Here is a 12,551-nt window from a genome sequence, read left to right as displayed (position 1 = left end):
GATGACGCTGCGTGGACGGCTGCCGGGGCCGGTCAGGACACGCGGGCGGCGGACGTGGAACCGAAGATGTGCTGGAAGGTGCGCTCGGCGATCGGGCCGGGGGCATCGACCGAGCAGCCGTACATGTCCTGCTCGACGATGCCGAAGACGTCCGGGTTGATCTTCGCGACGGCCTCGATGATCGGGGCGAGCTCCGGGGTGCCGTGCGGCGGCTCGGTCATGATCCCCTGCGACACGGCGGTGGCGAACGGGACGTCGTTCTTCAGCACGTCGAAGAGCAGGTCGGTGTCCACCTGCTTGAGGTGCAGGTACCCGATGCGCTCCGGGTGCGCGGCGATGAGCTTGAGGTTGTCGCCGCCGTAGTACGCGAAGTGGCCGGTGTCGAGGCAGAGGTTCGTGTACGCCGGATCAGTCTCCGACAGGAACCGCACGGTCTCCTTGTAGGTGCCGACGTGGCTGTCCGCGTGGGTGTGGAACTGCTGGTGGACGCCGTACTCCTCGAGCAGCGCCTTGCCGAGCTGGTCGTGGCCCTTGCCGAGGCGGTCCCACTGCTCGTCGGTCAGGGTGCGCGACTCGAGGACCTCCTCGGTGGCGTCCGAGCGCCACAGGTCCGGGATCGTCACGAGGTGCTGGGCGCCGAGCTTCGCTGCCAGACCCGCGACCGCCACGGCCTGGTCCCAGGCACGCTGGAACTGGTCCTCACCCTTGTGGAACCCGGTGAACACCGTTCCGGCGGACAGCTTCAGCCCGCGCGACTCGAGCTCGTCCGACAGCTGCGACGGGTCGGTCGGCAGGTAGCCGTACGGTCCGAGCTCGATCCACTCGTACCCGGCGGCGGCCGCTTCGTCGAGGAAGCGCTTCCACGGCACCTGGTTGGGGTCGTCGGGGAACCAGACGCCCCACGAGTCGGGAGCGGTGCCGATCCGGATGGCGTCGGTGGCGGTGGCGGTGTCGGTCATGACGTCGTCGTCTGCTTTCTGGGTGTGGTGCCTGTGGTGGACGGTGGTGCTCAGCCGAGCAGCGGGCGCTGTGCGGCGACCTGCTGCTCGTACTCGGCGCGGGCGGTCTGCGTGCTCGACAGCGTCGAGGTCTGCGCCACCGGCACGTCCCACCAGCCGTCGCCCTCGGGGGCGTAGACCAGCGGGTCCGAGTTGATGTGCACGAGGGTGGTGTGGTCGTTCGCCTTCGCCTGGCGCACCGCGGCCTTGAGGTCCTCGATGCTGTCCGGGCCGGGCTGGACCTCGATCACGTCGACGCCGTACGACCGCGCGTTCGCCGCGAGGTCGACCGGCAGCGGGTCGCCGTTGTCGAACGACTGCGTCTCGTCCAGGTAGCGGTACTTCGTGCCGTAGCGCTCGGACCCGACGGTCTCGGACAGGTGCCCGATCGACGCGTACCCGTGGTTCTGGATGAGCACGACGATGATCTTGATGCCCTCGGCCACGGCGGTGACGAGCTCGGTGTGCAGCATGAGGTAGCTGCCGTCGCCGACCATGACGATCGCGTCGCGGTCCGGGGCGCCACGACGGACGCCGATGCCGCCGGCGATCTCGTAGCCCATGCACGAGAACGCGTACTCGACGTGGTAACCGAGGGCGTCCTGCACGCGCCAGAGCTTGTGCAGGTCGCCGGGCAGCGATCCGGCCGCCTGGATGACGACGTCGCGCGGGTCGGACACCGACTGCACGGCGCCGATGATCTCCGGCTGACCGGGCAGGTCGGCGCCGGACGGCGCGAACGCGCCGTCGACGGCTGCGTCCCACGCCGCCTTCAGCGACGCGATCTCCGCAGCGTAGGCGGCGTCGACGACGAACGCGGGCTCTGCGGGTGACGACCCGGACGACGCGAGCGCCGCGGTCAACGCGACCAGGGCCTCCCGGGCATCCGCGATCAGCGGCAGCTGCGAACCGTGCTTGTACGCGTCGAACGCGGCCACGTTGACGTTCACGAACGTGACGTCCGGGTTCTGGAACGCGGTCCGCGAGGCGGTCGTGAAGTCGCTGTAGCGCGTGCCGATCCCGATCACGACGTCCGCCTGCGCGGCGACCGCGTTCGCGGCGGCCGTGCCGGTCGCGCCGATGCCACCGAGGTACTGCGGGTGGTCCCAGACGAGCGAGCCGCCGCCGGCCTGCGAGGTACCGACCGGGATGCCGGTGGCCTCGACGAAGGCCGCGAGCTCGTGCTCCGCGCCGGAGTACAGCACGCCGCCGCCCGCGACGATCACCGGGCGCTGCGCGCCCCGGATCGCGGCGACCGCACGCGCCAGCGGCCCGTGCTCGGGCAGCGGACGACGGATGTGCCACTCGCGCGGCTGCAGGAACGCGACGGGGACGTCGAACTCCTCGGCCTGCACGTCCTCGGGCAGGGCGATGGTCACGGCACCGGTCTCGGCCGGGTCGGTGAGCACGCGCATCGCGGCGAGGGCGATCGAGAACAGCTGCTCGGGGCGCTCGACGCGGTCGAAGTAGCGCGACAGCGGACGGAACGCGTCCGTCACCTGGATCGAGGTGTCGTGCTGCAGCTCGATCTGCTGGAGCACCGGGTCGGTGGTCCGCGTCGCGAACGTGTCCGACGGCAGCAGCAGAGCGGGCAGGCGGTTCGTCGTCGCGAGCGCAGCGGCGGTGAGCATGTTCGCGGCGCCCGGGCCGACCGACGCCGTCGCGGCGAAGGTCGCACGGCGGCGGTGCATGCGGGCGAAGCCGACGGCCTCGTGCACCATCGCCTGCTCGTTGCGCGCCTGGTGGTACGGCAGCAGGCCGGGCTGTTCGACGTGGAGCTGCTTGATGGCCTGTCCGACGCCGGCGACGTTGCCGTGCCCGAAGATGCCGAAGATCCCCGGGATGGTGCGTTCGCGGACGTCGCCGTCGACGGTCCACTGGTTGGCCAGGAACTCGACGAGTGCCTGGCCGACGGTCATCCGGCGCGTGTTGGTGGTCACGCGTGCTTCCTTTCGTAGGGCAGGCGCGGGTCGAGCTGCTCGCTCGCCCAGGCCTGGCGGACCCAGCCGTGGGCCGGGTCGTCGGTGATGTTCCAGACGCGCTCCGGGTCGGGCCCGGCCATCACGTTGAGGTAGTACATGTCGTAGCCGGGGGCGGCGACGGCGGGACCGTGCCAACCGTGCGGCACCAGCGCGACGTCGCCGGTGCGCACTTCGCGGAACTCGTCGATCGGACGGTCGTCCGATGCGTACGTGCGGTGCAGTGCGAACGGGTCGGCGGTGGCCGGAGCGGAGAGGCCGCGTGCGACCGCGGACTCGTAGTAGTAGATCTCCTCGAGGTTCGACTCCTCGCCCGGCACGTTCGTGTCGTGCTTGTGCGGCGGGTACGACGACCAGTTGCCGGCCGGCGTGATCACCTCGCACACGATGAACTTGTCCGCGTCGAGGGCCGCCGGGGTGCCGAAGTTGTGCACCTGGCGGCTGGACTGCCCGGCACCGCGGAGCTCCACCGGCACGTCCTGCCGGGCCACGTACGTGGTCGCCTTGACGGTGTCGGTGGGCGCCTCGGCGACCGCGAACCGGCCCGCGCCGGTGATCGTCGCTGCGGTGCCGGACCCGAGGTACAGGACGTCGGTGGGGCCCTCGAAGACGTTCGCGCGCCCCTGCAGGGTCTGCTCGCCGTCCCCGGCGGCGCCCGCGTAGGTCACGTGGAACGACCCGGCGAGCGGCACGACGATGCGCTCCACGGCGTCGGCCGGGAGGCGCAACTCGCGCGCGCCGGTCGGGTCACCGTCCGTCAGGGTGCCGGTCCGGAGCCCGGTGTGCGCCCATCCTGCGATGCGGCCGTCGACGACGTCGGTCCAGCCGGCCTCCGGCCGGCTCCCCTTCGGGATGAACCACTGGTCGTGCTCGTGCTGTTCGTTCGCCATGCTGCGGCTCAGTTGTTCGACGGGAAGCCGAGGTTGATGCCGCCGTGCGACGGGTCGAGCCAGCGGCTCGTGATCGCCTTCTGGCGGGTGAAGAAGCTCACGCCGTCGGCGCCGTACGCCTTGTGGTCACCGAACAGCGAGTTCTTCCAGCCGCCGAACGAGAAGTACGCGACCGGCACGGGGATCGGGACGTTGATGCCGATCATGCCGACCTGCACGTCGCGCTGGAATCGACGGGCAGCGCCGCCGTCGTTGGTGAAGATGGCGGTCCCGTTGCCGTACGCACCGCTGTTGATGAGCTCGAGGCCCTCTTCGTACGTGGCGACGCGGACGACGCTCAGCACCGGGCCGAAGATCTCCTCGGTGTAGACGCGGCTCGTGGTGGGGACCTGGTCGATCAGCGTCGGGCCCAGCCAGAAGCCGTTCTCGTCGCCGTCGGGTCGGACGGTGCGGCCGTCCACCACAACCACCGCACCGTCCTGCTCTGCGACCTCGATGTACGAGGCGACCTTGTCACGGTGCTGCTTCGTGACGAGCGGGCCCATGTCGCATCCGCGACGACCGTCGCCGATGCGCAGGGTGGCCGCGCGGTCCTTGATCTTCTGGATGAGCTCGTCGGCCACCGGCTCGACGGCGACGACGACCGAGATCGCCATGCAGCGCTCACCGGCGGAGCCGAAGCCCGCGTTGATGGCGTTGTCCGCGACCAGGTCGAGGTCGGCGTCCGGCAGCACCAGCATGTGGTTCTTCGCGCCGCCCAGGGCCTGCACGCGCTTGCCGTGCTTCGTGCCGGTCTCGTAGACGTACTGCGCGATCGGCGTCGAACCGACGAACGAGATCGACTCGACGTCGGGGCTCGTGAGCAGGCCGTCGACGCTCAGCTTGTCGCCGTTGAGGACGTTGAAGACACCGTCGGGGAGACCGGCCTCGGAGAACTTCTCAGCGAGCCAGATGGCGGCGCTCGGGTCCTTCTCGGACGGCTTCAGCACGACGGTGTTGCCCGCGGCGATCGCGATCGGCAGGAACCACAGCGGCACCATCGCCGGGAAGTTGAAGGGGCTGATGATGCCCACGACGCCGAGCGGCTGCCGGATCGAGTACACGTCGATGCCGGTCGAGACCTGGTCGGAGAACTCGCCCTTGAGCAGGCTCGGGATGTTCGTCGCGAGCTCCACGACCTCCTGCCCACGAGCGATCTCACCCAGCGCGTCGTCGATGACCTTGCCGTGCTCGCTCGTGATGATCTCGGCGAGCTCGCCCTTGTCGCGGTTCAGGATCTCGCGGAACGAGAACAGGATCTGCTGGCGCTTGGTGAGCGACAGGTTGCTCCACGCCGGGAACGCCGCCTTGGCGCTCGCGATGGCGGTCTGGATCTCGTCCTCGTTCGCCAGGGCGACCTGCTTCGTCGCGACGCCCAGGGCCGGGTCGTACACGGGGGCGCTGTTGCCCGACGCGGACTCGACGTGCTTGCCGCCGATCCAGTGGCCGACGGTGGTGGTGGCGGTCTCCGTGGTGGTCATGCGTTGCTTCCTTCGAGTGTGGTGGCTTGTTCGTGCGTGGTGCCGGCGTTCGCGGTGCCGGCGCTCCCGGTGTGGACGAGGCCGGCGGCCACGTCGACCGCGGTGGCGACGTCGCCGTCCGGCGGGTAGAGCAGGGTCCGGCCGACGACCAGGCCGCGCACGCCGGGCAGGGCCAGGGCATCGGCCCACTTGGCGTACGTCTCGAGCGGCTTGCTCGACGGGTCGCCACCGAGCAGGAGCGTCGGCAGCGTCGTCGCCGCCATCACCCGCTCCATGTCGTCGACGACCGGGATCTTGAGCCAGCTGTAGGCGCTGGACTCCCCCAGGCCCGCGGCGATCGCCATCGAGGTGATGACGGCGTCGGCGGTCAGGTCGTTCACGACCCGGCCGTCCTGCCACGCGGACATGAACGGCTCGAGCATGATCGGCAGCTGGAGTGCGGCGGCCTCGCTGACGGCGCGCGCCGTGGCCTCGAGCGTCGGGGCCGTGCCCGCGTCCTCGAGCGCGATGCGCACCAGGAGCTTGGCGAAGTCGAGCCCGGAGTCCTTGATGGCCTGCGCCGAGTACGCGGTGTAGCGATCGTCCATCTCGAACGTCGCGCCGCGCAGCCCGCCGCGGTTCATCGACCCGACGACGACCTTGCCGTCGAGGGCGCCGAGCAGTGCCAGGTCCTCGAGGATGTCGGGCGTCCCGAGCACCCCGTCGACCCCGGGGCGACCGAGCGCCGTGACGAGCCGCTCGAGCAGGTCGTAGCGGTCGGCCATGGCGGACTCGTCGTTCCGGACCGCCAGGGCGCCGCGTGCCGGGTGGTCGGCGGCGACGATGAAGAGCTTTCCGTCGTCGGCGAGCAGGGAGCGCTTGTGCCGAGCGTCGAGCACGGACCGCACCAGTTCGGGCTGTCCGGCGCGGATGTCCCGGAGGCGCTGGAAGTCAGCGGGGCTGATCTCAGGCATGGGTCTTCTCCTCGGTGTTGGTCGCACCCGTGCTCGTGTGGTTGGTGCCGTCGGCGGGGTTGCTGGCGATGAACGACTCGATCTCGTCGCTCGTGGGCATCGCCGTCGAGCACTCGAACCGGGTCGCGACGATGGCGCCGGCGGCGTTGCAGAAGGCGAGGATCCGCTCGAGACCCCAGCCCTGCAGCAGGCCGTGGGTCAGCGCGCCGCCGAAGCCGTCGCCCGAACCGAGCCCGTTGACGACCTCGATGTGGTGCGGGCGGAACTCGACGAACTCGTCGCGGGTCTTCGCCAGCACGCCCTTGGGGCCCTGCTTGACGATGGCGATCTCGACGCCGCGCTCGAGCAGGGCGTCGGCGGCACGGACCGGATCGGTCTCACCGACGGCGACCTCGCACTCCTCGCGGTTGCCGACGGCGACCGTGGCGTGTTCGAGGGCGACGGCGACCTCGCGCGTCGCGGCCTCGGGGCTCGACCAGAACATCGAGCGGTAGTCCAGGTCCAAGACGGTGTGGTTCTTCGTGCTGTTCTGCGCGGCTGTGCGCGCTTCGTACGCGACGTGGTGTGCCTGCCGACTCGGCTCTTCGCTCAGGCCGGTCACCGTGGTCCAGAAGATCTTCGCCCGCTCGATCTCGTGCAGCGGCAGCGACTTCGCCGTGATCATCAGGTCCGGCGCCTTCGGGGCACGGTAGAAGTACAGCGGGAAGTCGTCCGGCGGGAAGATCTCGCAGAACGCGACGGGGGTGTTCAGCCCCTCGACCGTCTCGACGAAGGCGTTCGCGACGCCGAACTCCGGCAGGGTGCGGGCGATGTACCGGCCGAAGGGGTCGTTGCCGGTGCGGGTGATGACCGCGGCGTCGGCACCGTGGCGCGCTGCGGCGATGGCGACGTTGGTCGCGCTGCCGCCGACGGACTTCGAGAACGTCGTGACGTCTTCGATTGGGCCGGTCTGCTGCGGGTAGATGTCGACGCTGACGCGTCCCATCGTGATCACGTCGTAGGCGTGGGGAGCGGGGTTCGTCATGCGACGTGGTGGACCTTCCGTGCGGCTTCATCGGCGGACGTTCACGACTGTACACCGTGTTTGCCCTAATGTCATGACATGGTTTTCGGGGCTGGTCCCGCCGGGCGCGTGGCCGCGTCGGTGTGCCGGGACGCCCGGCGTCGGTGTGCCGGGAGGCCCGGTGTCGGTGGGTCCTGCCAAGGTCACGACATGCAGATCCTCGCCCTGGTCATCGGTCTCGTGATCGGCATCGCCGTCGGTGCGGTCGTCGCCTGGTCGCTCGCGCGGTCGCGCGCCGGCGTCGACGCCGCCGCGTCGCGCGCGAGCGCCGAGGCACTCCGCACACGGCTCGACGAGGTCCGCCGCGACGCCGAGGAACGCCTCGACGCGCAGGACGCCCAGTACCGCCGACAGGTCGACTCTCTCGAACGGCGCTCGGCCGAGCTCGAGCACCTCGTGCAGCGCATGCACGGCGCGGACTCGGCCCGGAACCAGAACGAGTCGAAGGTGCTCTCCGCCCTCAGCCCCGTCGCTCAGACCCTCGACGTCATGCGCACGAAGATCGCCGAGCTCGAGCAGTCCCGCAGCGAGCAGTACGGCGCCCTGTCCGCCCAGCTCCGGTCGGCCGCCGAGTCCGAGGAACGCCTGCGCGCCACGGCCGACACCCTGGCCAGCGCCCTGTCGTCGAACAGCACCCGCGGCGTGTGGGGCGAGACGCAGCTGCGCAACGTGGTCGAGGCGGCCGGGTTGCTCGAACGGGTCGACTTCGACGTGCAGTCCTCGGTCACCACCTCGGCCGGCACCGCCCGCCCCGACATGGTCGTGCACCTGCCCGGGGGCAAGACCATCGCAGTCGACGCCAAGGTGCCGTTCAGTGCGTACCTGCAGGCCGTCGAGATCCCGGCGACCGCCACCGGTGCCGAGGGGGCTCGGCGCGACGCGCTCATCGGGCAGCACGTCAAGGCGCTCCGCGCGCACGTCGACGCCCTTGCCGCGCGCGAGTACTGGACCGGGTACGACGCCTCCCCCGAGCTCACTGTCGCCTTCATCCCGTCCGAGTCACTCATCTCGAGCGCCCTCGCCGCCGACCCCGGGCTGCTCGACCACGCCTTCCGCAAGCGCATCGCGCTCGCCTCGCCCGTGACCCTGTGGTCCGTGCTGAAGACCGTGGCGTTCTCGTGGCAGCAGGACGTCGTCTCGCAAGAGGCGCACGAGCTCTTCCGGGTCTCGCGCGAACTCTACGGCCGACTGTCCACGATGGCGGGGCACGTCGACAAGCTCGGGCGTTCCATTCGGGGCTCCGTCGTCGACTACAACCGGTTCGTGGGGTCGCTCGAGCGGCAGGTGCTGCCGAGTGCACGGCGGTTGTCGCTGCTCGACGAGTCGAAGGTGATCGCCGACCCGGCGTCGATCGAGGACGAGCCGCGGTTGCTCACGGCGCCGGAGCTGGTGGGGGCGGTCGACGAGGACTGACCGTCACCCCGTGGATCAGGCCTCGTCAGCTGCGGTGATGTAGCGCGGCGGGATGACCAACGCCAGCGTGACGCGGTCGTGGCCTTCCGAGAACTCGACGCCTTCCCGGTGCGCGCGATCCGCATCGACCCGCAGCAGGACGGGAGCGGGAGACTTGCGTCGACCCGCTTGCATCGCCAGCTCTCGATCAGTCGTCAGATGCGCGTACTGGCGCCCCATGGGCAAGAGACCATCGCGCAGGATCGACTCAGCCGCCGCGGCAGAAGTCGCGTGCCAGAGCACCGGTCGCGGCACGATCATTGGCTTCACGATGCGCTCGTCGGTCGAGTGGCCGTACTGTGCGCGGATCCGGTCGCCCTCCACCGCGAAGCGCTGCTTGTCAGACTCGGCGACGATGCGGCGCAAGTCCTCCACCGTTGCGTCCACGCCCGACCGCGCCAAGGCTCCGGCGAGATCTGCGAGCGGGACGCTCCCGTCGGCGCCGAGCTCCAGCCCGTACGCACCCGGTTCGTGCCGCAACGCGTGCGACATCGCCTCGCTGATCGACGTGTCCTTTCGGGGCATGCCTCAGTCCTCTTCCTGCTCCGCGAGCCACACTGCTCGGTGCTCCTCCATTTCCTCCCACCAGACGTCGAACGACGTCCACTGACCCCGGTACTCCGTCCGGGGCGAAGCGAACGTGTGGATGATCAGGACAGGAGGGTTGCCCGAACGGTCGCCACCGTCGAAACAGAACACGTCGTCCGTGTCCTGGTGCTTCGCGAAGGGCACGAGGGAACGGGTCGGATACTGCTCCGCAACGATGTCAGCCCAGTTCTTTGTCTGGCTCTCGTACTCAGACGTCCACATGAAGGGATCGATGGCGGGAAGCGGGTCTTGTGCAAGGGCACGTTGGAAGCGCTCGGGGTACTGGAATCCCTCGGGTGCGATCAAGCGCGCCTCGACTTGCCGTTCCTCGACGGTTGTTAGTCGACGTTCCCTCACTGTGGTGCTCCGGTGAGCTTCGGGAGGTCGTGAGACCCAGCTGGATTCGCTTTCGACCAATTCGTGCCTTGCGACTTATCCGAACCTCAGCCGCTTCGGCTTCCGAGGTTCATCGCCGCTTGAGGTTCAAGAGATCTTGATCATCGAGTTTCCCGAGCGCCGAATCGCGCTCAGCCTCTGGTGTGCGCGTGAGCGTCTCGAGCTCTTCGTCCGTCAGCGGGAGCATCGAGACGAACGTGGTCTGCACTTCACGGCCATCACGACGGGTCGCTGACTCGGCCGGGAGCCACGGGTTCACATCGGCGATCAAGCCCGAGATGCGCGTTCCGATGAGAAGCGGTTCGCTGTTCCCGACCAGATCCCCGTAGGTGAACCCGCGCCCGCGTTCAAGGGCGACTTCCAATGCTGTCTGCAGCAGAATGAGCGCGCCCTCCCAGTGGTCAGCTTGCACTGTCACGAGGAGTTCTTGGGGAAACATGCTTGCGATCGGACGCTCAGCCAGTCCCGCGGACATCACCACGACGAACGGTTCCTTGGGGCCGGAGATCGCCAGAAGGTCGATTCCATCGACCTCGCCTACCTGCTGCGCAGTACCGACGTCGGCTCCGAGGAATGAGGCAATCCATCCTACGTCTTGCACAACACGTGGCAGGGTCATGCACGCTCCTTCTTGGCCGCTGCGTCAAGGGTCTTGATCAGGGGCTTCGGCGCCAGGAATGCTCGCGCGAACCCTTGAGCGGTGAAGCCGTCTGCACCAACTTTGCGGGCTTTGGCTCCGGCTCTCAACATCGCATTTGCACCCGACACCGCGTCGCCCACAGCGAGCGGGTGCGGGTTTGGTCGATTTGGTCGCACAGGAAGAGCACGTCGGACGAGGAGACGAAGCGGGGTCTCCCCATCTACCGTCGAGTTGAGCACGGCCGGATCGCCTCGAACTGCCGCTTGAATATCGGCGAGTGACCCGCGCGCAGCGGCCTCAAACACGACTGATCCATCCCCCTCGTCGTCATCGACCGCCCGGTCTCCGTGCAGCGCGGTGATGATCCCGGCGGGCGCGTCCGCAAAGATTCGAGCGTAGCTCAGCGGGGTCGCGCCAAGGTCGTTGACGGAGCAGGGATCGGCTCCGGCAGCGAGCAAGAGGGTCACCGGATCGATTCCGCCGTCACCCGAGTTGGCTACTGCGAGCTGGAGAGCCGTCGACCCCCATCGATCCCGCGCGTCTACCTCCACCCCGAGGTCCAAGAGCGCTCGCATCGCTTGCACCGCACCGTTCTGAGCGGCGAAGTGGAGCGGCGTGATGGCATCCGGGTTCACTCGTGACGCTGCCGACGCTTCGAAACCTTCAGCTGCTGTCCTCGCGATCGCCCTCGGATCGTCGGCCGTGATCGCGTCCCAGAAAGCAGAACTGTCGGTTGCAGTGCTCATCGGTTGATTCTATCCAGCGCTTCCGCGTCCGGCCTCGTGCGCATGTGACATGTTCTCGTCAGGATCCTCGAGTCGGAACTTCTTCGGATCGTTCTCGTGTTCGATGACGCGCCGTCGACTCCATCCATTCTCCGTGGCGTGAATGCGGGTCTCGCTCCACTCGTGGCCAGGGCGGTGCCCGTAATGCACCGCTCCGGCCTCCGGCACAGTCATGCCGGTGTCAGACGGACGACCCGTCTTCGGATGATGCAGCACAGGGTGCCCCTCCGGCGTCCGTTTGATCGGGATGACGGTACCGGTACCGGTACCGGAAAGGATGTCACCGTCGGGGGTCCGCTCTGCGTCCCGGATGATCGCCAACTTGGTGTCTTTCCGCAGCTGAACTCTGCTCCGGACGGCTGGGTTGGCGCGCACACGCGCGGCTAGTTCTGGGGAGACGTCCCGCAGCGTTCTCCTGATCTTCGTGCCTGTCTCGACAGCCTTCGTCGAGGCGGCGACCACCTTCGGAGCGCTTGCGAGCTTGCCAGCTACCCGCGCGATCGCCGCGGTTCGTCCCAGACCGCTGGCCAACGGGACGCAGTCGAGCAGGGAGAACGCGAGGTCCCACCCGTCGGCTTCGCCCTTGCTCATCTTGTACAACGTGTCCGCCAACACCACGAGCGCGATCGCCGCGATGATCAACGTCCACGGCCCCGGGATGATCATCGCGATGATCCCGCCGACCGCGACGACGACCTTCGCGATGGAGACGATGGTCTCCCATGCCTCGGACCCGAAGATCTTGTCCCACGTGGACTGCTTCCCCAGCCCCGCGTCAGCCGCTTCACCGATCTTCGTCGCGGTCCGCTGCTCCGCGTCCTGCCAGTCACCCTTCGCATCCGCCACGAGCCGCTTCGCTGCGTCGATCCGGGACTGCGCCGCCGCGATGTCGCCCTGCGCGGACGACACGGACCCCTGCGCGACGGAAGCGTTGTCGGACGCCGCCCGCAACTGCGCCGGCGACGGCACGTCCACCCCGTCGGGCACGTCGGACCCGGCCGGGTACTCGTCCGCGACCTTCGACAGGTCCTTCGACGCCGACTGGTAGTGCGACAGGTTCGACTGCGCATCGGAGAGCCGGTCCTGCGCCGCGGCGAGGTCCCCGGACGCGTCCTTCGCGTCCGCGAGCGCACCATCAGCCCGGTACTGGGTGTCATCGACCGTGTCCGCCCACCCCGACAACGCCGTCGCAGCGAGTTCGTACGAGTCGACGAGCTTGGTCAGGTCCGACGGGGTGTCCTCGATCGCGTCGATGAACACATCGGCCGCTTCACCCTCCCAGTCGGT

General features: G+C 68.9%; 12 protein-coding genes. 1 reads left to right on the top strand and 11 read right to left on the bottom strand.

Annotated elements, in window-relative coordinates; genetic code table 11:
- Positions 1-32: 32 nt before the first annotated feature.
- Genes EDF51_RS04645 through iolC form a run of 6 tightly spaced genes read right to left on the bottom strand, consistent with a single transcriptional unit; the run spans position 33 to position 7,364 of the window.
- Positions 33-959, bottom strand: a complete 927-nt coding sequence (locus tag EDF51_RS04645; protein WP_131878260.1) for a sugar phosphate isomerase/epimerase — start codon at positions 957-959, stop codon at positions 33-35.
- Between the two features lie 50 nt (positions 960-1,009).
- Positions 1,010-2,917: a 3D-(3,5/4)-trihydroxycyclohexane-1,2-dione acylhydrolase (decyclizing) gene (gene iolD / locus EDF51_RS04640; protein ID WP_208321824.1), complete on the bottom strand. Its 1,908-nt coding sequence runs from the start codon at positions 2,915-2,917 to the stop codon at positions 1,010-1,012.
- Positions 2,918-2,934: 17 nt separating this feature from the next.
- A complete protein-coding gene (gene iolB / locus EDF51_RS04635) occupies positions 2,935-3,867 on the bottom strand; it encodes a 5-deoxy-glucuronate isomerase (protein WP_131878256.1) in 933 nt (310 codons plus the stop codon).
- An 8-nt stretch (positions 3,868-3,875) separates the two neighbouring features.
- Positions 3,876-5,387: a CoA-acylating methylmalonate-semialdehyde dehydrogenase gene (locus EDF51_RS04630; RefSeq protein ID WP_200849151.1), complete on the bottom strand. Its 1,512-nt coding sequence runs from the start codon at positions 5,385-5,387 to the stop codon at positions 3,876-3,878.
- Complete coding sequence (locus EDF51_RS04625; protein ID WP_200849152.1) at positions 5,384-6,340, bottom strand: deoxyribose-phosphate aldolase; 957 nt, start codon at positions 6,338-6,340, stop codon at positions 5,384-5,386. The genes EDF51_RS04630 and EDF51_RS04625 overlap by 4 nt, the downstream gene beginning before the upstream one ends.
- Positions 6,333-7,364, bottom strand: a complete 1,032-nt coding sequence (gene iolC / locus EDF51_RS04620) for a 5-dehydro-2-deoxygluconokinase (protein ID WP_134194047.1) — start codon at positions 7,362-7,364, stop codon at positions 6,333-6,335. The genes EDF51_RS04625 and iolC overlap by 8 nt, the downstream gene beginning before the upstream one ends.
- Before the next feature lie 189 nt (positions 7,365-7,553).
- Here iolC and rmuC point away from each other — a divergent pair, with 189 nt between their 5' ends.
- Positions 7,554-8,816: a DNA recombination protein RmuC gene (gene rmuC / locus EDF51_RS04615; RefSeq protein WP_132099566.1), complete on the top strand. Its 1,263-nt coding sequence runs from the start codon at positions 7,554-7,556 to the stop codon at positions 8,814-8,816.
- Positions 8,817-8,831: 15 nt separating this feature from the next.
- Here rmuC and EDF51_RS04610 read toward each other — a convergent pair whose 3' ends face one another.
- The 5 genes from EDF51_RS04610 to EDF51_RS04590 all read right to left on the bottom strand — a co-directional run.
- The gene (locus EDF51_RS04610) at positions 8,832-9,380 is read right to left on the bottom strand and encodes an RNA 2'-phosphotransferase (protein WP_134194045.1); all 549 of its coding nucleotides are present in this window, start codon (positions 9,378-9,380) and stop codon (positions 8,832-8,834) included.
- A 3-nt stretch (positions 9,381-9,383) separates the two neighbouring features.
- Positions 9,384-9,749: an SMI1/KNR4 family protein gene (locus tag EDF51_RS04605; protein ID WP_123938999.1), complete on the bottom strand. Its 366-nt coding sequence runs from the start codon at positions 9,747-9,749 to the stop codon at positions 9,384-9,386.
- Between the two features lie 160 nt (positions 9,750-9,909).
- Complete coding sequence (locus tag EDF51_RS04600; protein WP_123939000.1) at positions 9,910-10,458, bottom strand: suppressor of fused domain protein; 549 nt, start codon at positions 10,456-10,458, stop codon at positions 9,910-9,912.
- Complete coding sequence (locus EDF51_RS04595) at positions 10,455-11,225, bottom strand: ankyrin repeat domain-containing protein (protein ID WP_123939001.1); 771 nt, start codon at positions 11,223-11,225, stop codon at positions 10,455-10,457. Before EDF51_RS04595 ends, EDF51_RS04600 begins: the two co-directional genes overlap by 4 nt.
- A 9-nt stretch (positions 11,226-11,234) precedes the next feature.
- Positions 11,235-12,551: GH-E family nuclease (locus tag EDF51_RS04590; protein WP_208321818.1), on the bottom strand; the 1,317-nt coding region annotated here is incomplete at its 5' end.

It is taken from the genome of Curtobacterium sp. PhB25, assembly GCF_004365375.1.
Classification (GTDB): domain Bacteria; phylum Actinomycetota; class Actinomycetes; order Actinomycetales; family Microbacteriaceae; genus Curtobacterium.
This window is presented reverse-complemented; position numbering and strand designations above follow the sequence as displayed.